Origin of the sequence: Sneathiella chungangensis, assembly GCF_009882935.1 — a bacterium.
In the GTDB taxonomy this organism is placed as follows: Bacteria; Pseudomonadota; Alphaproteobacteria; order Sneathiellales; family Sneathiellaceae; genus Sneathiella; species Sneathiella chungangensis.
Window position 1 is genome coordinate 552,896 of sequence record NZ_WTVA01000001.1, and the last position, 26,998, is coordinate 579,893.

Here is a 26,998-nt window from a genome sequence, read left to right on the forward strand (position 1 = left end):
CCATGTCGTTCAGTGAAAATCATTACCTGTCTCAGGATGGCCTGAAACTATATTACAGGGAATATGGATCGGGCGAGAGCGCCTGCCCTATCATTTGCCTTTCGGGCCTCACCCGGTCTTCCCTTGATTTTCATGACGTCGCGGAACGCTATTCGAAAGAGCGCAAGGTCTATGCGCTCGACTATCGCGGACGCGGCAAATCCGACTATGACAAGGATTACAAGAACTACAATCCGCAGGTCTATCTTGGCGATATTTTTGCCTTCTTTACCCAGAAAAATATTGAGAAGGCGCTGTTTGTCGGAACGTCGCTCGGCGGCCTGCTGACCATGGCGATGGCAGGACTTGCCAAGAATTTCATCGCGGGCGCGGTTCTGAATGATGTCGGGCCGGAGGTTGACAGCGCGGGAAGCAGCCGCATCCTCGATTATGTCGGCAAGGATGCCCGTTTCGCGACGCTCGAGGCCGCCGCCGCAAAGCAAAAGGAAATTTATGGCGGCGCCTATCCCGATATGCCGGACGCGGACTGGATAGGCCAGGCGAAAACCACCTTCGTTTATGATGACGCGGCGAAGAACTACCGCCTCAACTACGATCTGGCGCTTGGAAAGGCGCTGGCGGAGCAGATCAATTCCAGCGAGCAGGTTGACCTCTGGCCATTTTTCAAGGCGCTTGCCGATGTGCCGACGCTGGCCATACGCGGCGCCCTTTCCGACGTTCTGAGCGCCGCCGTGTTCGAACGGATGAAGACGGAAAACCCGAATTTGCAAACGCTGGTGCTCAACAACCGGGGCCATGTGCCGCTTCTCAATGAGCCCGAAGCCCTTGCCGTATTGGATGATTTCATTGCTCGAGTTCGATAAAACCCCGTCATACCAGTCGATCCGCGACGCCGCCGCGCAGCTTCGCGGCATTGCCGTGCGCACGCCGCTGCTGGAATCCCTCGCGCTCAATGAAAAGCTGGGGGCCCGGCTGTTTCTCAAATGTGAGACGCTTCAGCATACGGGATCCTTCAAATTCCGCGGCGCCTACAACACCCTGAGCCGCCTCTCTTCGTCGCAAAAGGCCGCCGGCGTTATCGCCTATTCCAGCGGCAACCATGCACAGGGCGTAGCCCTGTCGGCGAAACTTCTCGGCATCCCGGCAACCATCCTGATGCCGGAGGATTCACCGCAGATCAAGCTCGACAATACGCGCGGCTATGGTGCGACGGTCGTCACCTATGACCGCTACCACCAGTCGCGCGAAGAGATCGGCGAGAAAATCGCGCGGGAGAAAAACCTGACCCTCGTCAAGCCTTACGACAATTACTTCGTTATTTCCGGTCAGGGAACCGTGGGCATAGAAATTGCTGAACAGGTGAAGGATCACGGCGCCCGCGCCGACATATGCGTCACCCCGGCCGGCGGCGGCGGGCTGATTGCCGGCACTTCCCTCGCCCTTCGGGAATTAAGCTCCCGGACAAAAATCTATGCGGCGGAACCGGAATTCTTTGATGACACCAGCCGCTCCCTCGCGGCGGGCAAGCCCGTCGCCAATGCCGAGGGACATCACAGCATTTGCGATGCCATCGTGACGCCGACACCGGGGAAAATAACCTTCGCCGTCAACAAGATGACCCTCTCCGGCGGGCTCGTCGTCACGGAGGAAGAGACCAAATCGGCGATGCGCGCGGCCTTTCACTATTTCAAATGCGTGATCGAACCGGGTGGCGCCGTCGCACTCGCCGCCTTGTTGAGCAAGAAGGTTGATATCCAGGGTAAAACGCTGGTTGCGGTCGCGTCCGGAGGCAATGTCGATCCCGCGCTTTACGCCCGCATCCTCAACGAGGGCGATCAGTAGGTCGCCCAGAACTGCCCGTTCTCCAGTTTCTCCCGATATCCGGCCATGAAGGATTCGAGCTGACCGACCTTCGCGATCACCGTCGCGCGTTCGCGGAATTCGGTTTCGGAAGGATCATTCTGTTCCGTAATCAAATCAAACGCCGCCTGATCGACGGTCCCTTCCATCTTTTCACGGTATTTATCGCGCAGCTGGCGAATGCCGCGCTTGTCGTCGGAAAGATTGAGCGCGACGGCGAGCTGCATGATCCGCTGCCGGTCGAGCCGCTCGAAATCCGCGCCGTTGCTGTTGCCGCCATTGCCGATCAGTTTCTCGATCGCCGGGATCGCCTGCGCCCAGTTCCTCGATTTCCAGTGAATTTCAGCGCGCAGCTCATCTGCCTCAAGGCTGCGATCACTCTCGATCAGCGCCAGCGCTTCCTTGTAATGCTGAAGGCCCGCCTGCGCCCGCGCCTCGATATGCAGGCGCTCTTTCTTGGCTTCGGGCGAAAGCTGGCGCCAGCGCGTATCATAGAGCGCGCGCAGCGCTTCTTCCGGCTTGTCGTTCCATAGATGAACAATGGCGAGCTTGGTTCCCGCGGCGGCCTTCTCCGCGCCCTTCAGGCGGAAGCTGACCTGATGCTCAAGGAGCTGCGCCGCCTGTTCAAGCAGATCGACACGTGTCAGGCGGTCCGCCAGGATCTGGATCATCTTGTCGCCGCGATCCCCGACGGGGGTCAGTTCACGGTACTGGTAATAAATGGCAAGCGCCTTGACCGGCGGCAGGTTATCGGCGCCGCCCTCCAGGAACAGCTCGGCGAACAGATCGTTCATCTTGCGACCAAGAATCCGCGAATAGGGCGACTCCGGGAAATGCCGGACGATCCGCTTATAGGTTTCCAGTCCGTTGCCGATCTGGCCGGTGGCGACATACAAATCACCAAGGCGCTTCTGCACCTCGACCTCAAGTTCGTCGCCGCGCCAGGCAAAATCGAGTTTCTCAATCTCGGCGATTGCCTGTTCCGGCGTGATCAGTTTTGCGACTAGATCGACATTGATCTTGTCGAAGCGGGCCTTTTCCGTGATCGGGCGGTATCCGACCTTGATCGCATCGGTAAATTTCGCCGCCGCCGTCGGAAAATCGCTGAGTTGTAGCGCCAGCACGCCTTCGAGATAGGATTTCTCGGCCTTTTGCGACGGCAAGTCAGGCGTCTTGACCTCGTCCAGAACCTGTTTTGCCAGATTAACATCGACATTTTCGAGCGCCGCCCGCGCCCGCAACAGGCGGAAATGATCGGCCCATTCCTTTTCAAAGACAGTGAAGGCCGGTGCGGAATAATTAAGTTCCTGCGCCGCGCGCTCCCAGTCGCCAAGACCGGCGGAGATCATGCCGCGCCAGGGGGCGACTTCGACATCGCCTTCGAAACCCTCGTCATACAGATGGAGGGCCGCCGCGTCATAATGGTGCTGACCGAGTTCGGCCAGCCCCATCAGCAGGCGGTATTCCTTGTCTTTCTCGATCTTCGGATAGCGGCGGATGAGCTCCGCCAACACGCCAAGCGCCTCGGCATAGTATTTCTGTCCGACAAAGAATTTCGCGAGGGTCATCTTAGCCTTGCGCTGATCCTTCTTCTCGGCGGTCGCAATGGCATTTTGCAGCTCCTGCTTGCGGATCGTGAAAAGAACAGGATTTACCTGCCGCCATTCCGCGAGGCGGACAAGCTGCGCCTTTTCGATGGAAGGAGTCGGATAAATTTCTTCGCCCGGCTTTTTCGGAACTTCCTTCGGCTCCTGCGGCGCGGCATATTCGTTGGAAATCGCCGTTACCGCGAAGCCGTTCTGCTCCCGGCCGATGCGGATCTCGCCCGCCGATGACCTGAGGGCGACACCCTGCACCGTCGGCAGGATGGTGATGCCGTTGAAGACACGCACCTCCGGAATGCCGTAGCCAGCCGCGGTGAGCGGCATGGCCACCAGTTCTTCCTGCGACTCCGGATCCAAGAAGCGGACCTCCCGGCCGTTATGAACCGCCGGAATGAAGGCGCGGAACTCGGAGGCCGAAATTCCCTGTGTCTGGACGCCCAGCGGATGCGTTACGACGGGCCTCGCGTCGAGGGTAAAATCGATGAACCATTCCTCATTGACCTTATCAACCTTGGGCGCATAGCCTTCGCGGAAGTTAAACCGCAGGAGCGTCGCCTTTTGATCGGCCAACTGGCGCGCGCTGGAGACGAGGAACTTGTAGGGTCCGGAAAGATTGCTGAAATCCGCCTCGGCGGGACGGTCGAAAATGACCCAATGGGCACCGCCGGATTCGAACATCGCCATCGCGGCCGGCTCATCCCAGGGGAAGATCAGGCGGAAACCATCCTTCAGGTTGGCGATCTTGACCTTGAGCTGCGCGATCTGCGGCGCCTCCATCTGTTTGGCGACGACTTTCGGCTGCTCGACTTTCGCGACCGGCTCCTCGCCGGCGTCCTTGATGACGATCGGCTCGGGCTTTTCCGGCTCGACAGCGGCAATTTCCTCTTTCTCCGCGGGCGGGTCGAGGACGATAGTCGGGCCAATGGGCGCAATCGCTGATCCCGACGCGGGCGAAATATATCCCAGCCGGTCATCTTCTTGCGGGGTCGCCATTTCGACGACACCGGAGGAGGCAATTGGTTGCGGAGACGCCTTTTCCCGCGCGATCTCTATCTTTTCTTCCGTTTTCTCCGTCGGCTTTTTAGCCGGTGCAACGGTCGCTTTTTTGTCATTCAGATTGACAACCGGCAGCTCAATCACGGGTCCTTTGGATGTCGCGACAGGCTCATCCGGAGAGGCCTTGGTCGCCACAGGTTCCGCTTTGGCCGTCACCACCGGCGCGACCGGTTCCGGGGCCCGGGCAACCGCCTCGGGCACTGTCTTCACCGCCGGCGTCTTCACCGGTTTGGTTTCGGGTTCGGGATCTGGTTGCGCCTCGGCGATGGTAACTTTCTCCGGCCCTTTGCGAATATCGAAGACGATACTTTTCTCATTGCGGAAGCTGGTCGCCGCGCTGCCGGGCGCAAGCCGGACCGTCACCTGCGTTTTATCGCCCGATGCACTCAGCGAAACGGATTTCGCGAAATTGAGCGGATCATTGTTGATCGCCTTCACGTTAATCTCGGCGCGGCCATCGAACGTGATTTCGAGCCTGTCCTCAACGACGCGGCTGCTATAGCCCGTGTTCGCGGTCGGCCAGTCGAAGACGAGGCGGCTGAAATCCTTGTGATCACCCGCCCGCAGACGCACGCGGACAGAGGCATCCGACGCCGTGCCGGTCTGTCCCGCGGCCGGCTTTTCAAGCTCCACGATGACCAGATTGCCGTCATTTTTCGAGGCGAGACGCACCTCCCCTTTTAACGGAAAGCGAACGGATTGACGCCCCTCCAAAAATTCGCCGGGGCCGACATAGTTCCGAAGTTCCGCTGAGGCCACAGCGAGATCCGCGTCAAATGGCGTTGTAAAGCGGATATAGAGGTAGCCGTCTTCAAGTTCGGTGCTGAATTCCGGTGCCTTGTCCCAGCCAAAGGTCAAGCGGCCGACATTCCCCGTGTCCGCCGCCGTCACCTTTACGGGCACGGCCGCCATCGCCTCCGCCCAGAGACAGGCAATGACCAGAATCCCCGCCAGTAGAAACTGGCCGATCCGGTGTTTGATTGACATACTCGATACGCGGTTCATGTTACTGTCCTCGACCCTCAGCTTCGCGCACGACGATGTCCACGCGTCGTGCCAGCGCAAATTTTCTATCCTTGTCGTCCACGTAAATCAGCTCGCCGAAACGGGAATCCGCCATGCCGAACACCCGGATCGGATAGATATATCCGGAATGCTTCAATTCAGTCGCAACCGACAGCGCGCGCGCCATTGAAAGCGCCCAGTTATTCGGATACTTCGCCGTCGGTGACGTGATGGGATCGGGATCGGTATGGCCGTAAACCTCGACCCTGTTACTGATATGACGGAGGGTATTGCCAATCATATCAATCACTTCGGCAACTTCTCCGCCTTCCTTCTCGGTGCCGGGCCTGAAGAAGTCCCACCCCGCAAGCGAGATCACAAGACGCTCCTCAGCGCGGAAAATCTCGACATTCGCCAGCAGCGGGCTCTGTTCCTTCTTGCCGTTGAGAATGTGCTCCAGATAGGACAGATCAATGGCTTTCGGCTCGGTGATCATGGCCATGTTCTTTTCCGCCTCGCCCGTCTTGGTGACGAGATCGGTTATGTCACTCATCTTGTTGCCGAACGTCTCGGTCAGGGTCTGCCAGCGATCGACCTTGATCTCGCTCATCGAGAAGAGCAGGACGAAGAACGCCAGCAGCAGCGCGAGCAAGTCCGCGAGCGATGTCATCCAGACATTGCTGAAATCCTGCGGCTTGTCGCTTTTCGGAAACAGGAAATTCATTTCTGACGCGTCTCCGGCCGGAACTGGAATTCAAGCGTCGGACGCAGGAAGAAGCTGAAATGGATCAGCCCGGCGTCACCGGCCGCCATGCCGATGGAGATATTCCGTGACGGCACGCCCTTATCCATAAGAGTTTGTGCAAGATAACTTACCCGCTGCGGCGCCAGGTCCGTCGGCATCTCCTCGAGTCCCGGGAGGTTGAGCCCGGTGCCGATCATGATTTCAAGGTCCGTCGCAATATTGCGGTTTCGCAAAATCAGCGTCGCCGCGACATCTTCAATAAAGGATCCAAGGCTGTCGCGCAGCTCAAGGCTGCGATAGGCGAAAAGCTGGCGGATCGGCACGGAAAACTGCAGGCGCGTCCCGCCCCTGGTCACCCGCGATTCAACGAGGGGGACCGCCGTCTCGAACACGTTCTTGAGCTTCGCGTGAAAGGCCTGCGTGCCCTGCTCTTCGCCGGAAAGTTTCTTCTGCCGGTCGGCGGGGGTATCCCGCGACAGGCCGTTAAAGGCGATATTGACACTGCCAAGCACGGTGCGAATGCGGTCTTCCTGCATCACCGAAATGGAATGAAGGAAAATGAAAAAGGCGAGCAGCAGCAGATAGAGCGAGACAAAAACGACCGAATTTGCGTTCTTCTCCCGCACCGGCTCCAGCATCGGCTCGATAAAATCTATCTCCGAATTATTGTGATTATCCGTACCGTTCACAATTTACCTGCTTACCCTTCCCAAGACGCCGTATCGCATCGCATTCAAGCTAGGCAAATTTTACCCGGCAATGGTTAACCGGCGGTAAATGACGGAGGCGATTTCTGGCGGACAGGCAAGAGCCGGAGTCAATTGCCGATGGCGATCAGCTCTTGTCGTCTTCCACACCTGGAAGCTGCCGGCGTGTTGCCAGTTCAACGGTCAGCTTGTTGGCGCGGCTGCTGTTCATTGCGGCCAGGATTGCCGCCATTTTGGCTTCCTTGATGCTACTTGCAACATCGATGAGGATATCCATTTCGAGATCGTTGAAGATCCGCGCCGCATCCTTCGGTTTCATCTTCTCGTAGATCTTGACCAGGCTCTCCATCTGGGCCTTTTCCTGCTCGTCGTGAAGCTTGAGCAGAGAATTAAGAGTGGTCTCCATCTCCTTCAATTTGGTGATTTTTTCATCGATGCGCGATTCCGTCGCTTTCAGCAGGTTATCGCGCATATCGAGTTCTTCACCGCGCCGGTCAAGTTCGGCCCGGCGCTCGACCAGACGCTCCAGCACTTCGATCTCACTCTTGGAGAATTGCCGCACGCCGGTGGGATCCGTTGCCGCAACCCTTGTCTCGTTCACCGGATCGGCGGGCTTTTCCGTCGCAACCGCGGAAACCATTTCTTCCGCTGCGGGCGCCGCCGCTTCGGCGGGCTTTTCCTCTTCCTTCTCGCTTGCCTGAACCTCGGCGAGCCGGACGTCGAAAAGAACGCCCTGGGCGTCCGTCCAGACCGCGCTCAGCTTGAGCCCGAAGATCAGGATCAGCGCAAAGACCGTTACGGGCAAAATGCGAATATGTTTCATCATGGAAGGTCCCGCCTCACGTCGCTTTGGTCAGCATTTCAAAAAGTTCTTTTTCCGCTTCGGTGCGGAATTTCTTGGGTTCCTCGGACCGGCTGTCAAGGGTGATTTCCTCATCATCGAAAAGCCCCGCCGGATCATCGTCATAGACCCCTGTCACCTCGCGTTTCGCGGTTGATTCGACCCCTTTCTGGAGACGATCGGCGATCCGCGTGCTGGAGGCATTGATCAGTTGCAATTCCTCGATCAGATCCTTCGCCTGCTTGATTTCATCGCGAAACTGCTTGCCGGTGGTCGCCGCCAGGTTTTTAAGCTCATCGACACCTGATTTGGACCGCAGGAGTGCCTTGTCGAATTCCTCCGTCAATTGCCGGAGTTCCGTATGGGCATCGCGCATGTTGGACAGGCGCTTGTTCAACAGTGCGCAATAGCCGATCGTCGCCAGCAACAGCCCGACGAGAAACAGGTTCAGCAGAAAATCAAGTGGTAGAGAATCCAGCATTATTTTAACCCAGCGTTCGCAGTGATTTATCGACCTTCACGGCAATATTCTGACCGGATCGGCCCATTTTTCCCGACACCATCGATATCCCGCCGCAGCGGAGTACCGTCGGGCTGCTCGGCGAGGCGTTGAACATGATCGTATCGCCGATTTCCAGTTTCAAAACATCATTGAGCGACATCTGCTTTTCATCGAGGACCGCCTGGATATCGACCTCGGTCGACCAGAGTTCGGTTGCCAGATGGTTTTCCCAAATGCTGTCGCGCCCGAATTTTTCGCCCATGAACATCTGCAGAAGAAGTTCGCGGACCGGCTCCAGCGTCGCGTAGGGAAGGAGCATTTCAAGGCGTCCGCCCCGATCTTCCATATCGATCCGGAGCTTGATCAAAATCGCCGCATTGGCGGGGCGCGCGATGGTCGCAAAACGCGGGTTTGTCTCGATGCGCTCATGGCGGAAATTGACCGGGCTCAGCGGCTCGAAAGCGCCGGTCATGTCGTTGAGAACAACAGAAACCATCCGCTCGACGAGGTTGCGCTCGATGGTCGTATAGGGCCGTCCCTCGATCCGCATAGCCGCCGTTCCCCGGCGGCCGCCGAGCAGAACGTCAACAATCGAGTAAATCAGGGAGCTTTCGACCATGATCAGGCCGAAATTGTCCCATTCCTCGGCGCGGAACACGCTCAGGATCGCCGGCAGCGGAATGGAATTGAGATAATCACCGAAGCGGATCGATGTAATGTTGTCCAGGCTGACCTCGACATTATCGGAGGTGAAATTGCGCAGTGACGTCGTCATCATGCGCACCAGCCGGTCAAAGACGACCTCCAGCATCGGAAGACGTTCATAATTGACCAGCGCCGAGTTGATGATGGCCTTGATGCCGGAATTTTCGCCGCCGCCGTCGCCGTCCATATCGAAGCCGAGGAGGCTGTCGATTTCATCCTGGTTGAGGACGCGGGTGCTGTGACCGGTCATGGCAGCGGCAGAGGAAGCTGTATCGCCGCCGTCCGCATCCGTCATCGCCGCGGCCATTTCGTCATCGCCACCCTCGGCGGCCATGGCGGCGGCCATGTCCATTTCCCCGTCTTCTTCGGCGGCCATCGCGGCCGCCATATCCATTTCGTCGTCCAGATCAGCCATAAACCTACCTATTGCACCAGCAATTCTTTAAACAAGACGTCGTTGACCTTAACCGGGGTCGCCGAGTTGTTGATCCGCATCAGCAGCTCTTCCTTGAGGCGGAAGACGCCCTGGGATCCGTTCAGGTCTTCCTTGCGAAGTTCGCGAAGATATACCTGGAAGTTGTCCATGATCCGCGGGATCAGCAGTTCGAGATCGGCAATCGCCGCCTCGTCCGCAAGTTCCAGCGATACGCCGAGTTTCAGGAAACTGCTCGATGATGTACTGGAGTTCAGATTAACCAGCATTTCCGGAAGATCATAGAAGACGACCTTCTTGTTCATCTCGGCGGCTTTAGCGGCGATTTCCTCCTCCGTCGGCTCCGGCGTGTCGAATACGCCGGCGTAATAGGCGCCACCGGCGCCACCGCCAATAATCAACAGGGGAAGCAAAATGAAAAGAACCAGAACCTTACCGCTCAGTTTCTTTCGCTTTTTCGGCTCGCCGTCCTCGTCCTGCTCGGCGTCCAACGCCTCATCATCTATCTCGTCAGCCATTGTTCGTTTCGTACCTTCGACGATCTCGACATTCGTTAACTGGCTACAGAGTAGGCGGCTTTGGTTAACAAGAAGTTGAGATTGTTAAGATCATTTGCATAAAGGCGCGTTTTTTTGGGGAATTTCGCGAAATGCCGCTCATCTCGCCGATCAGAATGGGAAAAAATTGCCGCCCCCGGTCGGAATTGCGCCCCGGTTTGCCGCGCATCCTTCCTCCCGATAAACTCAAATCATTGTTTTTATTGAGTATTTTTTCTGGCATGGCCTTTGCGTAAGTAAGGGCAGATCAATTTGTGCCAGAAGGGCAGAGATATGGAAAACGCAGTTTTTATCGGATTGTCACAGCAAATGGCGTTGAAGCGGCGCCTTGACATGACCGCAAACAACCTTGCCAACGTCAATACGACCGCCTTCAAGAGCGAGCATCCGCTGTTCGAGGAGTTTCTGGTCGAACGCCTGAACCAGGAAGACGTCTCCTTCGTTCAGGATTACGGCAGCTATCGTGATTTGCGGGAAGGTGAATTTACCCACACGGGCCGTCCGCTTGATCTCGCGATCAGCGGCGCCGGTTATTTCTCGATCGAGACGCCCGAGGGCATCCGCTACACGCGGAACGGCAGCTTCCGCCTTGATAACGATGGCTATATCGTCACCATCAACAACCAGGCGCTTCTCGATGAGAACAACCGCAAGATCATGGTCGACGTCCAGTTCCAGGAAGTCACCGTCGCCCCGGACGGCACGATTACAACGGCACCGGGCCAGACACAGAAGATCGGCATGGTTCAGTTTGAGAACCAGCAGGTTCTCAAGCAGATCGGCAACGGCCTCTATGATGCGGAGGATTTTCGTCCCCAGCCGGCCACTGACGTAAGCGTCATGCAGCGCACTTTGGAGAAGTCCAACGTCAATCCCATCCTGGAAATGACGTCAATGATCGACATCATGCGCGCCTATCAATCGGCTCAGCAGTTGCTGGATTCTGAAAATGACCTGCAGCTCAAAGCCATCGAAGAATTACCCGCGGTACAGTAAAGAAGGAACAAGATAATGCGAGCTCTCGGTATTGCCGCCACAGGGATGTTGGCCCAGCAGCTTAACGTGGATGTTATCTCGAACAACATCGCCAACATGACCACCACCGCCTTCAAGCGCCAGCGCGCGGAGTTTCAGGACCTGCTCTATCAGGACATGGAACGGGCCGGCGCGGCGTCCTCGGATGCAGGGACCATTGTTCCCGCCGGTATCCAGATCGGCGTCGGTGTGAAAACCGCATCGGTTTACCGTATCACCGACCAGGGCGGCCTAGAGGCCACTGGCAACACCTACGACATGGCGATCCAGGGTGAGGGATATTTCCGCATCCTGCTGCCGAGCGGCGAAGAAGCCTATACCCGTGCCGGCTCGTTCCAGCTGAGCCCGTCCGGTGAAATCGTGACCCAGGACGGCTTTACGGTAATCCCGAGCGTCACCATCCCGCAGGACGCGACCAGCGTTACCATCAATCCCAGCGGCGAAGTCGAGGTCCAGATCGACGGCCAGGTCAACCTTCAGACCGTCGGCCAGCTCGATCTTGCCATTTTCTTCAACGAGGGAGGCCTGCAGCCGCTCGGTGACAGCCTTTACAAGGAAAGCACCGCCTCCGGCGCACCGACCATCGGCGTTCCGGGATCAACCGGTTTCGGCACCCTGCGTCAGGGCTATCTCGAGATGTCCAACGTGAACGCGGTGCAGGAAATCACCCAGCTTATCAGCGCCCAGCGGGCCTATGAAATGTGCTCGAAAACGATCACGGCCGCCGATGAAATGATGTCCGTCACCAACCAGCTCGGACGATAAACACTTTCTAGTATGAAAGGGTCAGCTATGAAATACATTGCACTCGTTTTAACCTTGATGGTCGCCCTCACCGCGCCCGGCATCGCCGTTGCCGAGGAGTCGGTCACCCTCCGCCGTGATATCACGGTCGAAGGGGACCGGATTACGCTCGGCGATCTTTTCATGGGCGCCGGTGACAAGGCCGATCTGGTGATCGCCCCGTCCCCGGCCCCGGGCAAAACGACCGTATTCAAGGCTGTCTCTGTCGCCCGGTTTATTCAGTCGAAGGGACTGGAATGGCGCCCGGCAACCCCGATCCGCCGGATTACCGTTCGCCGCCTCGGCGCAAGCATTCCGCAGCAGGTCATCGATGAGCAGCTGCGCGCCGCCCTGGAATATGAAATGCAGCTGGAACTTTTCGAGATGAGCCTCGCAACGCAGAATCTCAACATCCAGATCGCCGCGAACGAGCCGCAGACGGTTTCCGTCGAAAATCTGTATCTTAACAAGACAAGCGGTCAGTTTGTCGCGGAAATCCTGGCCCCCGCCCATTCGGAGAACGGCCAGCGCGTCCGCATAAGCGGTCAGGTTCATCCGCAGACGATGATCCCGGTTCTCAAGCGCTTCAAGCCCGCGGGAGAGGAAATCCGCGAAAGCGATATCGACTACATGGCGGAACGGACGAGCAAAGTCGGCCGCCAGGTCGTAACCGATGCCGCCTTTTTGATCGGCAAGAGCCCGCGCCGTTCGGTTCGCTCGGGCCAGCCGGTCAGCATGAGCAATCTCGGCGATCCCGTTCTGGTCGGGAAAGGCAAGCTCGTTTCCGTTATTCTTGAGCATGGGGGAATGTATCTCTCTGTCACCGGACGCACGTTGGAGGCCGGCGGCGAAGAGGATGTGATCCGCGTCGAGAACATAAACAGCCGCAAGGTAATTCTGGCCCAGGTGATCAGCGCGCAGGAAGTCCGCATCGTCACCCGTCCGCCGCAACTGGCGTCCGCCAATACTGTTGAAAACTGAAGGAGTATCCGATGACAACCCGCCTCAATACCATATCCCGCGTCCTTCTGGTGGCCGGCCTTGGCGTTGCGCTGTCCGGCTGCAACTTCTTCACCCGGCTTGCCAATATCGGCGAAGAACCGCCGCTCTCGCAGATCGAGAACCCGGTCGCCCAGAAAGGCTATCAGCCGGTCTCAATGCCGATGCCCCGCCCGGAACCCGTATTGCAGCAAGCCAATTCGCTCTGGCGGCCCGGCTCCAAGGCCTTTTTCAAGGACCAGCGGGCCAACCAGGTCGGCGATATCGTAACCGTTCTTGTCGAGATCGAGGACAAGGCGACGCTGAACAATTCGACCGACACGTCACGCACCACATCTGAAAATGCCGGTTTCGCGGGCCTGCTCGGCCTGGAATCCCAAGTGACGAAAGTCCTGCCCGAAGGCACGAGCGCCAGCGCCCTTGTCGATCTTGGCAGCGACCACAGCGTCAGCGGGTCCGGTGCCGTCAACCGCAACGAAACCATCAATATGGAGATTGCCGCCATCGTCACCCAGATCCTGCCGAACGGCAATATGGTGATCGTCGGCCGTCAGGAAGTACGGGTGAATTTCGAAAGCCGCGATCTGTCGGTGACCGGCGTCGTCCGGCCGGAGGACATCACCTCGTCGAACACCGTCCAATCCTCGAAGATTGCCGAAGCCCGCATCGCCTATGGCGGCCGGGGCCATCTGACCGATGTCCAGCAGGGACGCTACGGCCAGCAGCTCTTCGATATCATCTTCCCCTTCTAAAAGGGTCCTATATGCCAACAAAAAAGCCGGTTCCTCGCGAACCGGCTTTTTCTTTCCTTATCTCGATCAGGATCAGTCGTCCCGGTAGCTCTTCTCGCGCCGTTCGTGGCGTTCCTGGGCTTCCAAGCTCAATGTCGCAACGGGACGCGCCTCAAGACGCTTCAGCGAGATCGGTTCCCCCGTCTCGACGCAATAGCCATATTGACCCTCGTCTATCCGGCGGAGCGCCGCATCGATCTTGCCAATCAGTTTGCGCTGCCGGTCACGGGTGCGCAGCTCCAGCGCCCGCTCCGACTCGGTCGACGCCCGGTCAGCGATATCCGGCTCCTTCACCGTCTCTTCCTGCAGGCTCAGAATGGTTTGGCTGGCATCCGCAAGAATTTCGCTACGCCACTTCAACAGTTTCGCGCGGAAATATTCTTGCTGCCGTGGATTCATAAACGGCTCGTCCTCGGACGGCCTGTAATCTTCAGGAATTTGAACGTTCATTAAGCGACTCCAGTTCCCATATCAAGTGTCGCATTTCCGACACCCAAAAAATTAACGGCAATAAATATAAGATCACGCACGCATTAGCAACAAACTAATGGGCTATCGCGTGATATTTATGAAAGTCGAATGAAATTCAATGAGATATCGGGAAATCTGCCAATCGACAGAAAAAAGCAGGTCAGAAGCCGAATTTCGCCAGCTCGACGGCCGCGCGAACCTCGATATCCTTGACAATCTGCTGCAGTTCGGGATCGGCGCCCTTCACATCGTAACCGGAAAGCGTGTTTTTCAACTGCTTTAGATTATCCGCCGTCAACCGGCCGGTGAGCAGACCATCGCGGATCGCTTCCAGCTTTTCGAGCAGGTCCTCCCCCTTCACGACGGCGCGGCGGTTGTCTTTCGGCTGTTCGTCATCCACCCCCTGCAGGGCGACCAGCGCCTCGATCGAACTGATGGGAGACGACGAGGCAACGCCACCGGAGGCCACCGTTTCAACCGGGTCATTTTCTATGGAAAATTTCGCGCCGGATTTTTGCGACGCTTTGCCGCCTTTACTGCCCGATGCCGGACTGGTCCGGCCTGGTCCGCCCACTTTCATCTTACAACAGTTACCCCGTCACATATTTGATGACAATCGATGTCATGCCCCATTCTCATGGGACATTCTTTCCCGGTCAAGGGGAAGATATTGCCCTTCGGCGCGGAAAATATTCCTCAACAAAAGAGAAATCCATATAAATCAATATGTTAGCAGGCATAAAACTTGGCATGTTTCTCGCTTATCTTTTATCGAAATTAGAAAATTTTGGGTATCCAAGAACGGAACTGACTGATGGCTTTAAAGATTGTTCAGCAAATCGCAACGCATTCGAAGGCGAAATCGCACTATATTGCCGCGGTTTTTGTCGCCTTGAGCTGCCTTTTCTGGTCATTCGACGCGGCGAACGCCGCCTCGCGCGTGAAAGATATCGCCGAATTCGAGGGAATTCGCGACAATATCCTTGTCGGCTACGGGCTGGTCGTCGGCCTGAACGGCACCGGCGACTCGCTGCCAAACTCCCCCTTTACCGAACAGAGCCTCACCTCGATGCTGGAACGCCTCGGCGTGAATACCAGCGATGAAACCCTTAAGACGAAAAACGTTGCGGCGGTGGTCGTTACCGCCACCTTGCCGCCGTTCCAGCGCCAGGGCACGAAAATCGACATCGTCGTCAGCTCCCTCGGTGATGCCACGAACCTGATGGGCGGCACCCTGGTCGTTACGCCGCTGATGGCGGCGGACGGCGAAGTTTATGCCGTTGCGCAAGGAACGCTTACGGTTGCCGGCTTTGCCGCGGGCGGCGCCGCTGAATCCATCACCCGCGGCGTGCCGACGACCGCCCGCGTCGTCAATGGCGCGATTGTCGAGCGCGAGCTCGGGTTCGATCTGGCGGCGCTTACCAGCCTGCGCATCTCGCTTCGCAACCCGGATCTCACCACCTCCCGCCGCATCGCCGCGGCGATCAACAAATATATCGGCACGACCGTTGCCGAACCGTCCGATCCGTCGACGGTTATCCTCAACCTCGATGGCAGCCAGCGCGAGAACATGGTCGAACTACTCGCCGATATCGAACAGCTTCAGGTTAATCCCGACCAGATCGCCCGCGTTGTCATTGACGAGCAGTCCGGCATTATCGTGATCGGCAGTGAAGTCCGGGTCGATACCGTCGCCATCGCCCAGGGCAACCTGACGGTCCGGATCACGGAGACGCCGCAAGTCTCCCAGCCCGCCCCGTTCTCGGAAAATGGCGAGACCGTCGTCGTGCCGCGCACCAATATCGAGGTCGACGACGATAGCGACAAGAAACTGACCATCCTCAAGGAGGGCGTCCGCCTTCAGGATCTGGTCGACGGCCTCAACGCCCTCGGCATCGGACCGAGAGACATGATTTCCATTCTGCAGGCCATCAAGGCCGCCGGTGCCCTGCAGGCAGATATCGAGTTAATGTAATGAGCGAAATTCAGACAAACGCCCCGAAATTTATCGTCGACACCAGCGCCGCGGACAAGAAGAACCGCCCGCAGACGGACGATCAGATCCGCCAGACGGCCATCGAATTCGAGGCCTTCTTCCTGAGCCAGGTTCTGAACTCCATGTCTTCCGGGCTCGAGACGGACAATGTCTTCGGCGGCGGCGAATCGGAGAAGATGTTCCGCTCCATGCTGAACGACGAATATGCCAAATCGATGAGCCGTAACAACAGTGTCGGCATCGCCGATGCGGTTTATCGTGAAATGCTGGCCTTGCAGGAGGTTAAGTAGATGACGGAAGAAACCCAGACCAACGCAGCAAAACTGATGAGCCCCGAAGCCCTGTCGCACATGATATCGCGGCTGAGCGATGTGCTGGCGCAGGAAAACAAGCTGCTCGACGAGAATAAACCGGAAAGTTTCAAGGCGACGCTGAGCGAAAAAACCCGCCTGATCGCCGTGTATAATCAGCAGATGACCCTGATCAAGAGAAATCCCGACGCCTATAAATCCTGCCCCAGGGAAGAGATCGATCATCTGAAGGAAGTCAGCAGCAAATTCTACGGGATCCTCGACAGTCACTTCCGCAAGCTTTCCACCGCGAGAACGGTGACGGAGGGACTGGTCAAGGCGGTCGCGGACGAGGTGGCCAAGAAAAAGGCGCCGCCCAGCGGCTATACGGCACGCGCCAGCGTTGCCAATCCGCTCTCAAGCAGAAATTCGCGCGCAGTCGACGGCGCCATCGCCATCAATCAGGTGATCTAGAAAGCCGGTGTGAAATTCAGACTTCGCTGTTGACCGCAATACCCTGCAATTCACGGTAATAGGCAACACGCCGAAGAACGTAATCGCCGGGGAACTGTTTCAGGACTTCCTCGGTCTCCCGATCGACAAGGCGATAGACATATCTGCCGCTGTCCTGATCGTGGTCGATGCTGAACCGACCAGTGGGAAAACGGGAATCGGTGAACAATCCACCAATCGCCGCTTCGGCGCGCTTTACCGGATCTGCAACGACGGCCTCATTCTCCGACGGGCCGGTAATGCCCTCGTTGAAGGATTTCGTCGCGTCGTTTCGTGCCGGATTGGAACCGGACGTCGACGAGGTGACCAACGGGTCTTGTTTTGCATACGGGGTTACGTCCATAACGCAACTCCTCTCCTTTATTCTAAAGGTAAAGCCAAACACAATTTGCGGAAGTACCGCAGGTATCAAACCTAGCGGAAATATGTTAACAAATTCTTAATGCCGCAGGGAAGGACTTCGCCGGTTATCTGGCCGGCGAAGCGAAAAAGCGATGTTTGTGATGATTGCGCGGTGACGCCTATTGCGCCCCGTACTGGATGTAGTCGGTCCAGATGCGCTCTATCTGACGCAGATGCTTGCGCGTTTCGGCAACATCCGGCGCCGGATTCGACCGCGCCAGAAGGTCCGATTGCTTCTGTTCAAGCTGGGCGAGCTTCTCAACCATATCAAGGCCCTTTTCCGACAGGCGGATCATCGTCGCGCGGCGGTCGCGATCGGATTTTTCCTGCAGGAGATATCCCATCTCGACAAGCTTCTTCAGGTTATAGGACGCATTCGATCCCTGATAATACCCACGGGACATCAGTTCACGGACATTGATTTCCTCATCACCGATATTGGCGAGCAGGAGCGCCTGCACGGCATTGATATCGGTAATCTCCATCAACGTGAGTTCTGTTCGCAAGACGTCGAGAAACCGGCGGTGAAGCCGTTCAATCAACCTGGTGAGTTCATGATAATCGTCAGTCACAATTTTTCCTTAACTTTACCGGCAATACGCGTTTATCGAAAAATGAAACTCTTAGAAATCTTGTGCTATTCTGCCCGGACAATCTTAACGAATTGTAAAATGTTAAAAATTCTTCGCGAAGAATAGGCGATATCGTCGCAAATCCTCCGAAAACTCTCTCGTTTTCGATGATTTCATTGAATTCCCTTCTTTCTTCGACGCCACGGTTATGTAAAATAAGGCATAATTTCGCGGCAATATTATGATCACGTCGTAGTTTTTAAGATGATACCGCCGGGTAATTAACGGGAATTTAATGTCGCTATAGCATTTTGGGGCGTTAAGATCGACTTGCGCAGGCCATTCATTTTGTCCGGACCGGGCCGCCGGACAGGTCCGGCAGGACGAGTTTTCGGAATCAATTGGTCGTCGCGAAGCGAGGCTTCATATGGCGGAAAACAGGATTGAGATGACAGATAGTCAGAATGAAGAGCTCGACAGGCTGATTGCGCTGTCCAAGGACAGCAGCAAGCGCGGCCGGCGGCAACTGTTCAACAATATCACTGAACTCTTCCTGAAGGACGAAGAGCGCATGAGCCAGCAGGAGCATGCGCTTGTTATTGGCATTCTGTCCAAGCTGCTTTCCGAAATCGAGACGACGATCCGCCAGAATCTGGCCGAAGAACTGGCCGACCTTGAAGACGTCCCGCACGGGCTTATCACCCTGCTCGCCAATGATGAAATAGATGTCGCGCGCCCGATCCTGTTCAAAAGCCACCTTCTTGCCGAGCCGGACCTGATCGAGATTATCCAGAACCGCAGCAAGGAGCATCTGCTCGCCATCGCCGAGCGGGATGACCTCAACACCACGCTGAGCGATCTCCTCATCAGCCACGGCGATGAGGATGTGATCTCGCATCTGATCGAAAATGGCGACGCCAAGATCTCCCGCAAGAGCATGGAGTATCTCGTCGAGGAATCCCGCCGCATCGACCGCTTCCAGGAACCGCTGGTCGCCCGCCACGATATTCCGGCCGACCTCGCCCACAAGATGTTCTGGTGGGTATCCGCCGCGCTGCGCCGCCATATCCTTGAACATTTCGAAATAGACGAACTTGAGCTGCACGAAAAAATCGTCGCCGCCACCAAGACCGAGTATCGCTATGATGTCGCCGCCAAGAGCTCGAACGCGGACAAGCTGATTGCCGAACTCGTCAAACGCAAGGAGCTTAATGAGAAATTCCTCGTCCAGGCACTCCGTGGCCGCCAGATCCGTCTGTTCGTCATCGGGCTCGCCGAACTCTCCGGCCTCGACTACCTGAAAATCAGTCGTTTTATTTATGATCCGAACGCCGAAGCCCTGCTGGTTGTCCTCAAGGCGCTTGAATTCAGTCGCAGTTCTTTTTCAAGCGTTTACCTGCTAACCCGCAATATTTCGCATGATGAAAAAGTAAAAAATACAACACGTCCGGAAGAAGTTGAGATTATAATGAAAATTTATGATAAACTTTCGGCGAAAAGTGCGAAAATGACATTACGCTTCTGGCAATTGGAGCGTGATTATCTGGAAGCCATAGAGAAACTCGACGACGATCTAGACGACGACAGGGTTTATCTATGAGTCCTGAAGTAGCGTAACACGGTATCAGGGAACATGTGGATTTGCATGTAGTAAGTGTATGACTGAACGGGGGCAAGGAAGCGTCGTGTCGCTTCATTCGGATGTGAAAAACGCGAGCGGCTCGGACATTCCGTCGACGCAGAGCATTGTCAGCCGGGAATTCTTCGATGCCGTTTTTGAACAGGCCCCCCCAATGTATATGGCCCGCCCCGACGGCACCGTTATTTATGCCAACAATGGCTATCGGGAACATTTCCGGCCCGGCGCCGCGCAACGCGTTGAAGACAAGATACTCCCCTCCCTGCCCCAGGATCATCTCGATATCGTCAAGCGCATTGCCGAAACCGGCGAAACGGAAACGCGGCAACTTTCCCTCACCAGCGGCCGGGAAACGGAATATTTCCTCTCTCGCCATTTCCCGATTTTTGATGACGAAGACCAACTGATCGCAATTTGCGGCAGCTTCATCAACTCGACCCGGCAGGTCAACGCCGAAGCCAAGCTGAGAGAGGAAAAGCGCCGGTTTCTCGACATTACCCGCGCCGCCTCCGACTGGATATGGGAGACGGACGCCGATGGCCGGCTCACCTTCGTGTCCGACCGCGTCGTGCAGGCAGTCGGCCTGCCGCCGATGCTTCTCAAGGGCAAGAAACTCGCCGATCTGGGCGTTTTCAAGCCCGAGCCGACGGGCGGCAACAAGGCCGAATTCGCCATGGAGCAGCATGTCCCCTTCCGCTCCGTCCCGCTCGAGATCCAGGATACCAGCGGCGACTACAAGATTTTCAATATGTCCGGCGTCCCTGTCTTCAACGAGAAAGGCCGCTTCGTCGGCTATCGCGGCACCAGCGACGATATCACGGCGCGGCTTCATGCCGAGGACGAGGCCCTGTCCTCGAAAGCCAATCTGGAGCGGGCAATCAATGAAATCACCAAGAAAAACATCCAGTTGGAGGTAACGGCGAAGAAAGCGCTGGAATCGGCGAAGGCAAAGGACACCTTCCTTGCCAATATGAGCCATGAACTGCGCACGCCGCTCAACGCCATCATCGGCTTTGCCGAAGTCATCGGGCTTGAGACCTTCGGCCCGATCAGCGATAAATACCGCGAATATGTGGGCGATATCCTGAATTCGGGAAAGCATCTGCTGAGCCTGATCGAGGATATCCTCGACATCGCCCGGATTGAAAGCGACAAAATCCCGATCGAAATCGTCCCGACCCCGCTCGGCGGCATGGTGGCGGATGCCTATGTCCTCGTGCAGAACCATGCGCGGCAGAAGAGCCTTGAAATAATCGGCACGCGCATCACCGAGGATGTCAAGCTGGCCGTCGATCCGACCCGGTGCCTGCAGATCCTTGTGAATATCATCGGCAATGCCGTCAAATTTACACCGAACGGCGGCACCATCGGGATTGAGTATGAAATCATCGATGATACTTTTGTCGATATCACCGTCTGGGATACCGGTCCCGGCATCGCCCCTGAAGATCAGGAGAAGATCTTCGAAGCCTTCAAGCAGGCGCATGAAGGGGTTTACAGCCGCGGCACCGACGGCGTCGGTCTCGGCCTGACGCTCTCTCTCAAGCTCGCGCGGCTGATGGGCGGCAATATCACGGTGAAAAGTAGCCTTTCTGACGGCAGCCGCTTCAAAATCCGCCTGCCGCTCGCGCATTGAGGGATTTCCGCGTCTCCCGAAATCGCGGAATTCAGCCCCTCATTAAGGTTTATTTAACACTAAAATTCTAGAGTGATCCGAAGAGTTTAGAACCCTTTGGACGAATTCGTAATGAGCGCTGCCCATCATGAAAATATTGAAGAAATAAAAATGCTTGTCGGTCTGGCGGAAACGAAAACACCGGAGCAGCGGGAATTCCTCTACAACAGGATCGGTGAGTTTCTTGTCGACGACAAACAGGCCTTTTCCAGCTCCGAAAAGGAAATCATGGCCGATATCATCTGCCGGATCACGGCGGATGTGGAAAAATCGATCCGGGCGAATTTTGCGAAAAAGCTGGCAAACCGTGCGGATGTTCCCCCAAGCCTGATGGCGTTTCTCGCCAATGACGACATAGAGGTGGCCCTGCCGATCCTCCGCGATTGCGGTTTGCTCGCGGAAAATGATTTGCTGGAAATCGTCAAGCTTCGGTCCAAGCAGCATCGTCTTGCCGTCGCGGCGCGCGACAATATCGGCGAGAATGTCTGCACGGCGCTGTGCGAGATCAATGATCCGGATATCACGGTGACGCTGCTGCAGAACCACACCGCCCAGATGCCCCTGCTGATGCTGAGCTATCTCGGTGAGCAATCGGAATTCATCCCGGAATATCAGCGCCCGCTTCTGGAGCGCCCGTTCCTGCCCCAACCAATCGCCGAGAAAATGTACCGCTGGGTGTCCATTTCCTTGCGCGAATATATCTGCGCAAATTTCGAGGTGGATGTGCGGGCGCTGGAAATGGATATCCTGGATCGGGAGAAGACGATCGAGGCAATCTCGGGTGACAGCGATCCGTCCTTCCGTCTCGTCGAAAAACTGCATCGTTCCGGCGACCTGTCGACAAGGTTCATGATCAAATCCCTGCATCAGGGAGAAATCGACCTGTTCGAATTTGCTTTCGCCAAGCTGCTTGACGTCGATATCGACCAGGCGCGGGCGATCATCTATACGGACAATCCGGAAATTCTGGCGGTGGCCTGCCGCAGCCTGAATATCGACCGGGTCATCTTCAAGACAATTTATGACCTCACGGCGTCAATCCGCGACAAATCATCATCAATCCTGTCGCCGGTCAAATCGGTGCCGATGGATTTCTATGACCTGCTAACGCAGGAGTCCGCGGCGGCGGCACTCAAGAACGAAGATTTCATGTCCGGAAATATCAAATATTCCGAAACATGCTAGGCATTTCGGCCGTTTTACCTCATCGCTTGCAAAACGAGATTAAAACTATATTTTGAAAGGAGAAGTTCGTCTGACCCTCTTTTCGGAACCGGCGCGTGATTGATCCATTCGGCAGGAAAATAAGCTATCTTCGGGTGTCCGTCACGGATCGCTGTGATTTCCGCTGCAAATATTGCATGTCGGAGAACATGACCTTCCTGCCGAAAAAGGATGTCCTGAGCCTTGAGGAGCTGGAGAAGATCTCCGCCGCGTTCATCCGCAAGGGCGTGCGCAAGATCCGCATTACCGGCGGCGAACCGCTCGTTCGCAAGGGGATTATGGAACTTTTCCGCAACCTCGGCCTCTATATCCGGAGCGGCGAACTCGATGAACTGACGCTCACCACCAACGGAAGCCAGCTTGAAAAATATGCGGGAGAGCTTTTTGAGGCCGGCGTCAGGCGCCTTAACGTCTCGCTGGATACGCGCGATCCCTACCGCTTCCAGGATATTACCCGCTGGGGCAATTTCGAAAAGGTGATGACGGGGATCAGGACGGCGAAGGCGGCCGGTCTCAAGATCAAGATCAATACCGTGGCGCTCAAGGGCTTTAATGACCATGAATTCAATGACCTGGTTCGCTGGGTCGGCGATGAGGGGATGGATATCACCTTCATCGAAACCATGCCCATGGGCACGATCGACGGCCATCGCTCGGACCAGTATCTTCCGCTCTCGGACGTGAAGCAACAGCTTGCCGAAAACTGGACCCTGACGCCGTCAGCCTATCGGACAGGCGGGCCGTCCGACTATTTCGATGTGGCGGAAACCGGTGGGCGGATTGGCTTCATTACCCCCCTCACCCATAATTTCTGCGAAAGCTGCAACCGGGTGCGGCTAACCTGCACCGGCATACTCTATATGTGCCTCGGTCAGGAAGACAGCGCCAACCTGAAGAATGTCCTGCGCGGCGAAAACGGCGCCGCCGCCCTTGATGCGGCGATCGACGAGGCAATCGGCCGCAAGCCGAAGGGGCATGATTTCGTCGTCGACCGGCAAAATGACGACCGTCCGGCGGTCCCCCGTCATATGAGCGTAACGGGCGGCTAAGGACGGATGAAGATCTACTTTACCGCCAGCGAGTCAGAGGACGCGCAAACCGCCCTTACAATGCTGGAAACCCGCTATCCGCATGTTGCGTCGGACGAGGCGGAAATTATCGTGGCGCTTGGCGGCGACGGCTTCATGCTGGAAACCATGCACCGGTTTATGGACTCCAACCTGCCGATCTACGGCATGAACAAGGGAACCGTCGGGTTTCTGCTCAACAATTACAAGGAAGATGGCCTGGTTGAGCGGTTAAACGCCGGCGAGATCACCGAGTTGCATCCGCTCAAGATGACCGCCGTCGACATGCATGGCCGGAAAACCGAGGCGCTCGCCATCAACGAGGTTTCCCTCCTTCGCGAAAGCCGCCAGACCGCGAAAATCCGCATTTCTATTGACGATCATGTCAAGGTCGCTGAGCTCACCTGCGACGGGATCCTGGTGGCGACACCGGCCGGGAGTACCGCCTACAATTATTCCGCCCATGGACCGATTCTGCCGGTCAACGCGGGCGTTCTCGCCCTGACCCCGATCAGTGCCTTCCGTCCGAGAAGATGGCGTGGCGCCATACTGCCAAAGGAGGCGCGCATTGAACTCAATGTGCTTGAGGCGGTAAAACGACCCGTCAGCGCCGTTGCCGATGCTGTCGAGGTGCGCGACGTTGCAACGGTGATCGTTGAGGAAAAACGCGATATCACTATCCGGCTGCTGTTCGATCCGGAACATAACCTTGAAAAGCGCATCCTGGATGAGCAGTTTATCCTCTAACGCTGCCCGCTGGCGCCTTAACACTTTGTAAAATTTTACTAATTTTTACCTAAGATTTGGCGCAATTCGTAATTCTCTTTTAAGTTTTCATCGGTAATTTTGCTTCATGAGACAATAGTTGGAGCGGATATGCCGTGATTGCAACGGCATTTTAACCTCCGGCTTCAAGATCCGAGCAGGAGAGTTCTGATGAAGGTTATTGCAGTTGCTTCACAAAAAGGTGGTTCGGGGAAAACGACGCTCGCCGGACATCTTGCCGTTCAGGCCGAAATGGCCGGACAGGGGCCGGTCGCGCTCGTCGACACCGATCCCCAGGGCAGCTTGTCAGAATGGTGGAACGAACGCGAGGCGGAAACGCCGCTATTTGCCCGCACGACCGTCGAACGGCTTGGCGCCGATATCGGCCGGATGGAGAAGATGGGAATCAATCTTCTGTTCGTCGATACGCCGCCGGCGATCACCTCGACGATTGCGAATGTTATCGGGCTTGCCGATCTGCTGATCATCCCGACCCGCCCGAGCCCGCATGACCTGCGCGCCGTCGGCGCGACCGTCGAGCTTGCCGAAGGACTGAACACGCCGCTGATTTTCGTGGTCAATGGCGCGACGCCGCGGGCCCGCATTACCAGCGAAGCCGCGATCGCCCTCTCGCAGCATGGCACGCTCGCCCCGTCCATCATCCATCAGCGCGTCGATTTCGCCTCCAGCATGATCGATGGCCGCACGACGATGGAACTCGACCCCTCTTCGCGGTCAAGCGACGAAATCAGCAAGCTCTGGACCTATATCGAGGAACGGTTGGCACGAATGGAGGCAAACCACCCGATGCCGCCCTCGCACCATCTTTCCGCCTCGCAGGCGAGCAACGGCGCAGCCTTCAATTAATTCCTGATCGCCATACACAAGAAGAAGATTTGTCATGAAAGCAGCTTTCCTTACAAGTTCACTGATTGCCTCCAAGGGCAAGGCCGCTCCGGCGTCCCCCCGACTGACGCCGCGGAACCTTCTTGATGAAGATGCGAACACCGGCGAAAACCGTGTCTCGCGCATTTATCAGCGCGTGCGGGAATATGCGGATCCGCATCCGGACGGCGAAGAGTCTCACGATGACGTGTCCTATGACGCCGATCATGCCGCTGACGCCGGCGACATCTCAAGCAACGGTTATTATTCCGAGGAAAGTAAATCCGACGACACCGACGATACGAATGTGAACGGATTTAACGGCGCGTCCTATGTGCCCTCGGCCGCCTACAGCGCGCCGACGTCCGCCGCGATGAACGGCGCGGAGAGCGCCGCAGAGGATCTGCCGCCACTTGGCGAGGAGAAGGCGCAGGAAATTGCCGATGAGGTCGCTAAGCTGAAAAAAGACGGCCTCGGTCGTATTCGCATCTCCGTGCGGATGTCGCCGAAGGATCACCTTCAACTCAAGCTGATTGCCGCGCATACGCAGATGTCCGCACAATCGATTTTTGAAACTGCTTTGGAAGAATATATCGCCAATCACGGGACCGAAATACTGCCCCGCAGCTGCGCCTGCGTCCTGGATAAATCGTCCCTCTGAGTGGAAGTAAACCATTATGCGTGAAAATTTTGATGAAAAACTGGAAGGCGGGCTCGATGCGGCATCGCTTTCGCGTATCAAGGTCCGGCGTCCGAAAGACGCCGCGAATACCCCGCGCAAGGTGAAATCCGGCGATATTACCGATCGGCTGCAGGCACTTGCGGAGGAACTCGAGGCGAGCAAACCGGCGCGCAAACCCGCGCCCGCCCCGGAAATCAAGAAATCCGCAGAAGACAAGCCGGTCCCTGTCACCGCCAAAAAGCAATCCGACGCACCGGCAAAGGCGGCCGCTAAACCGGTTAAGGCGAAGAAACCCGCGCCCGCGCCCAGAAAAAAGATCGAATCGGCCCCGAAACCCGTTTCCGCCGTGCCACCGCGACGGGCCAACTGGGCGCGCCCCGCGGCAACATCGGGATGGCAGAAAAAGGCTGTCGCGCCGGACATTCTCTCTTACTGGATGGAAATCCGCGACGGCAACCGCTATCCGACCTGGCAAAATCTGGATACCGCCAAGATCGGCCGGCATTGGCCCAACTGCACGCTTGTCCATTGCGACCGGGTGGCGGGACGGCTACAGCTCGAGAACGGGTTCGCCAATGAACTTCGCGCTGTGATGCGGGAGGAAAATCCCCACCGGGAGATAAATTCGGAAATCGAATTTTCACCGATGATCGTCGACTGGGTGCTCAGCCTCGCCCGCGACGTCGCAAATACCGGCAAGCCGACCCACGGCACGGAATATTTCCCCTCCACCTTCGATGAGATTCCGCTCCGCGTGATTGCCCTGCCGCTCAGCGAGAACCAGGTCGATATCGACCATGTTCTTTGCTACGTACAGAGGCTCGACTAACCCGCCAGGTCTTTCAACGCGGCTTTCTGCGCATCGCCGAAGCCGACGAGATAGGTTCCCTCACAGGCGAAAATCGGCCGTTTCATGAGGGTCGGCGCGCCAAGTAGCACGGCCGCCGGCTCTTCCCCCGCAAGCGCCGCCTTCGCTTTGTCATCCAGTTGCCGGTAGGTCGTGCCGCGCCGGTTGATGAGAACATCGCGGTCAATTGCGGCGAGCCATTTCGCGAGTTCCTCCGGCGCGAGACCATCTTTTCGAAAATCATGGAAGCGATAGGCGATACCGGCCTCATCAAGCCATTTCATGGCTTTGCGGCAGGTGTCGCAGTTCTTGATGCCATATATAATCAAAGGGAATACCTCTTCAGG

30 protein-coding genes are annotated in these 26,998 nt (G+C 56.7%); 17 read left to right on the forward strand and 13 right to left on the reverse strand.

All coding sequences use genetic code 11. From position 1 onward, the window contains the following. The first annotated feature begins 2 nt into the window (after positions 1–2). Positions 3–863 carry an alpha/beta fold hydrolase gene (locus GQF03_RS02705; protein ID WP_161337639.1) on the forward strand — a complete coding sequence of 287 codons (861 nt, stop codon included), beginning with the start codon at positions 3–5 and terminating at the stop codon, positions 861–863. Then, complete coding sequence (locus GQF03_RS02710; RefSeq protein ID WP_161337640.1) at positions 838–1,842, forward strand: threonine ammonia-lyase; 1,005 nt, start codon at positions 838–840, stop codon at positions 1,840–1,842. The genes GQF03_RS02705 and GQF03_RS02710 overlap by 26 nt, the downstream gene beginning before the upstream one ends. Here the strand turns inward: GQF03_RS02710 and GQF03_RS02715 are convergent. The 8 genes from GQF03_RS02715 to GQF03_RS02750 form a co-directional block, all read right to left on the reverse strand. Further along, entirely contained in the window at positions 1,836–5,525 is a 3,690-nt protein-coding gene (locus GQF03_RS02715) for a tetratricopeptide repeat protein (protein ID WP_161337641.1), read from the reverse strand. The genes GQF03_RS02710 and GQF03_RS02715 overlap by 7 nt on opposite strands. A gap of 1 nt (position 5,526) precedes the next feature. Then, positions 5,527–6,249, reverse strand: coding sequence for an OmpA/MotB family protein (locus GQF03_RS02720; RefSeq protein WP_161337642.1), 723 nt, complete (start codon positions 6,247–6,249; stop codon positions 5,527–5,529). Further along, the gene (locus GQF03_RS02725) at positions 6,246–6,959 is read right to left on the reverse strand and encodes a hypothetical protein (protein WP_161337643.1); all 714 of its coding nucleotides are present in this window, start codon (positions 6,957–6,959) and stop codon (positions 6,246–6,248) included. The genes GQF03_RS02720 and GQF03_RS02725 overlap by 4 nt, the downstream gene beginning before the upstream one ends. 145 nt (positions 6,960–7,104) lie before the next feature. After that, positions 7,105–7,803, reverse strand: coding sequence for a MotE family protein (locus GQF03_RS02730; protein WP_161337644.1), 699 nt, complete (start codon positions 7,801–7,803; stop codon positions 7,105–7,107). Between the two features lie 13 nt (positions 7,804–7,816). Next, a complete protein-coding gene (locus tag GQF03_RS02735; RefSeq protein ID WP_161337645.1) occupies positions 7,817–8,299 on the reverse strand; it encodes a DUF6468 domain-containing protein in 483 nt (160 codons plus the stop codon). Positions 8,300–8,303: 4 nt separating this feature from the next. Further along, entirely contained in the window at positions 8,304–9,440 is a 1,137-nt protein-coding gene (fliM, locus tag GQF03_RS02740) for a flagellar motor switch protein FliM (RefSeq protein ID WP_161337646.1), read from the reverse strand. A gap of 8 nt (positions 9,441–9,448) precedes the next feature. Next, positions 9,449–9,976 (reverse strand): flagellar basal body-associated FliL family protein, encoded by a 528-nt coding sequence (locus GQF03_RS02745; RefSeq protein ID WP_161337647.1) that lies wholly within the window; start codon positions 9,974–9,976, stop codon positions 9,449–9,451. Positions 9,977–10,040: 64 nt separating this feature from the next. Continuing rightward, positions 10,041–10,238 carry a hypothetical protein gene (locus GQF03_RS02750; protein WP_161337648.1) on the reverse strand — a complete coding sequence of 66 codons (198 nt, stop codon included), beginning with the start codon at positions 10,236–10,238 and terminating at the stop codon, positions 10,041–10,043. A 50-nt stretch (positions 10,239–10,288) separates the two neighbouring features. On the opposite strand from GQF03_RS02750, the gene flgF reads away from it, so the two are divergent. From flgF to flgH, 4 genes are read left to right on the forward strand one after another with little or no spacing between them, the layout of a single operon-like run. Beyond that, a complete protein-coding gene (flgF, locus tag GQF03_RS02755) occupies positions 10,289–11,011 on the forward strand; it encodes a flagellar basal-body rod protein FlgF (RefSeq protein WP_161337649.1) in 723 nt (240 codons plus the stop codon). Between the two features lie 15 nt (positions 11,012–11,026). Further along, positions 11,027–11,815: a flagellar basal-body rod protein FlgG gene (gene flgG / locus GQF03_RS02760; protein WP_161337650.1), complete on the forward strand. Its 789-nt coding sequence runs from the start codon at positions 11,027–11,029 to the stop codon at positions 11,813–11,815. 27 nt (positions 11,816–11,842) lie between these two features. Continuing rightward, on the forward strand, positions 11,843–12,814 hold the full coding sequence (flgA, locus tag GQF03_RS02765; RefSeq protein ID WP_161337651.1) for a flagellar basal body P-ring formation chaperone FlgA: 972 nt from the start codon (positions 11,843–11,845) through the stop codon (positions 12,812–12,814). 11 nt (positions 12,815–12,825) lie between these two features. Then, positions 12,826–13,584 (forward strand): flagellar basal body L-ring protein FlgH, encoded by a 759-nt coding sequence (flgH, locus tag GQF03_RS02770; protein WP_161337652.1) that lies wholly within the window; start codon positions 12,826–12,828, stop codon positions 13,582–13,584. A gap of 72 nt (positions 13,585–13,656) precedes the next feature. Here flgH and dksA read toward each other — a convergent pair whose 3' ends face one another. Both dksA and GQF03_RS02780 read right to left on the reverse strand, forming a co-directional pair. Further along, complete coding sequence (dksA, locus tag GQF03_RS02775) at positions 13,657–14,073, reverse strand: RNA polymerase-binding protein DksA (protein WP_161337653.1); 417 nt, start codon at positions 14,071–14,073, stop codon at positions 13,657–13,659. A 181-nt stretch (positions 14,074–14,254) separates the two neighbouring features. Beyond that, positions 14,255–14,674: a flagellar assembly protein FliX gene (locus GQF03_RS02780; protein WP_161337654.1), complete on the reverse strand. Its 420-nt coding sequence runs from the start codon at positions 14,672–14,674 to the stop codon at positions 14,255–14,257. A gap of 234 nt (positions 14,675–14,908) precedes the next feature. On the opposite strand from GQF03_RS02780, the gene GQF03_RS02785 reads away from it, so the two are divergent. From GQF03_RS02785 to GQF03_RS02795, 3 genes are read left to right on the forward strand one after another with little or no spacing between them, the layout of a single operon-like run. Continuing rightward, positions 14,909–16,069 carry a flagellar basal body P-ring protein FlgI gene (locus GQF03_RS02785; RefSeq protein WP_161337655.1) on the forward strand — a complete coding sequence of 387 codons (1,161 nt, stop codon included), beginning with the start codon at positions 14,909–14,911 and terminating at the stop codon, positions 16,067–16,069. Beyond that, a complete protein-coding gene (locus GQF03_RS02790) occupies positions 16,069–16,380 on the forward strand; it encodes a rod-binding protein (RefSeq protein WP_161337656.1) in 312 nt (103 codons plus the stop codon). The genes GQF03_RS02785 and GQF03_RS02790 overlap by 1 nt, the downstream gene beginning before the upstream one ends. Then, positions 16,381–16,854 (forward strand): hypothetical protein, encoded by a 474-nt coding sequence (locus GQF03_RS02795; protein WP_161337657.1) that lies wholly within the window; start codon positions 16,381–16,383, stop codon positions 16,852–16,854. Between the two features lie 16 nt (positions 16,855–16,870). Here the strand turns inward: GQF03_RS02795 and GQF03_RS02800 are convergent, their stop codons facing one another. Continuing rightward, positions 16,871–17,236, reverse strand: coding sequence for a flagellar protein FlaG (locus GQF03_RS02800; RefSeq protein WP_161337658.1), 366 nt, complete (start codon positions 17,234–17,236; stop codon positions 16,871–16,873). Positions 17,237–17,414: 178 nt separating this feature from the next. Continuing rightward, complete coding sequence (locus GQF03_RS02805) at positions 17,415–17,867, reverse strand: winged helix DNA-binding protein (protein WP_206376249.1); 453 nt, start codon at positions 17,865–17,867, stop codon at positions 17,415–17,417. A gap of 448 nt (positions 17,868–18,315) precedes the next feature. Between GQF03_RS02805 and GQF03_RS02810 the strand changes: the two genes are divergently transcribed. The 8 genes from GQF03_RS02810 to GQF03_RS02845 all read left to right on the forward strand — a co-directional run bounded on the left by GQF03_RS02810 (position 18,316) and on the right by GQF03_RS02845 (position 26,633). Then, entirely contained in the window at positions 18,316–19,467 is a 1,152-nt protein-coding gene (locus tag GQF03_RS02810; RefSeq protein WP_161337659.1) for a DUF2336 domain-containing protein, read from the forward strand. 85 nt (positions 19,468–19,552) lie between these two features. Next, positions 19,553–21,142: an ATP-binding protein gene (locus GQF03_RS02815; RefSeq protein ID WP_161337660.1), complete on the forward strand. Its 1,590-nt coding sequence runs from the start codon at positions 19,553–19,555 to the stop codon at positions 21,140–21,142. Positions 21,143–21,253: 111 nt separating this feature from the next. Beyond that, the gene (locus GQF03_RS02820) at positions 21,254–22,366 is read left to right on the forward strand and encodes a DUF2336 domain-containing protein (RefSeq protein WP_161337661.1); all 1,113 of its coding nucleotides are present in this window, start codon (positions 21,254–21,256) and stop codon (positions 22,364–22,366) included. A 95-nt stretch (positions 22,367–22,461) separates the two neighbouring features. Continuing rightward, positions 22,462–23,454 (forward strand): GTP 3',8-cyclase MoaA, encoded by a 993-nt coding sequence (moaA, locus tag GQF03_RS02825; protein ID WP_161337662.1) that lies wholly within the window; start codon positions 22,462–22,464, stop codon positions 23,452–23,454. A 6-nt stretch (positions 23,455–23,460) separates the two neighbouring features. Beyond that, positions 23,461–24,219 (forward strand): NAD kinase, encoded by a 759-nt coding sequence (locus GQF03_RS02830; protein ID WP_161337663.1) that lies wholly within the window; start codon positions 23,461–23,463, stop codon positions 24,217–24,219. Positions 24,220–24,408: 189 nt separating this feature from the next. Further along, positions 24,409–25,104 (forward strand): ParA family protein, encoded by a 696-nt coding sequence (locus GQF03_RS02835; RefSeq protein WP_161337664.1) that lies wholly within the window; start codon positions 24,409–24,411, stop codon positions 25,102–25,104. 34 nt (positions 25,105–25,138) lie between these two features. Further along, positions 25,139–25,783 (forward strand): flagellar hook-length control protein FliK, encoded by a 645-nt coding sequence (locus GQF03_RS02840; protein WP_161337665.1) that lies wholly within the window; start codon positions 25,139–25,141, stop codon positions 25,781–25,783. Between the two features lie 16 nt (positions 25,784–25,799). Further along, positions 25,800–26,633: a PAS domain-containing protein gene (locus GQF03_RS02845; protein ID WP_161337666.1), complete on the forward strand. Its 834-nt coding sequence runs from the start codon at positions 25,800–25,802 to the stop codon at positions 26,631–26,633. Here GQF03_RS02845 and GQF03_RS02850 read toward each other — a convergent pair. Continuing rightward, positions 26,630–26,980: an arsenate reductase gene (locus tag GQF03_RS02850; protein WP_206376248.1), complete on the reverse strand. Its 351-nt coding sequence runs from the start codon at positions 26,978–26,980 to the stop codon at positions 26,630–26,632. The genes GQF03_RS02845 and GQF03_RS02850 overlap by 4 nt on opposite strands. Positions 26,981–26,998 lie beyond the last annotated feature (18 nt).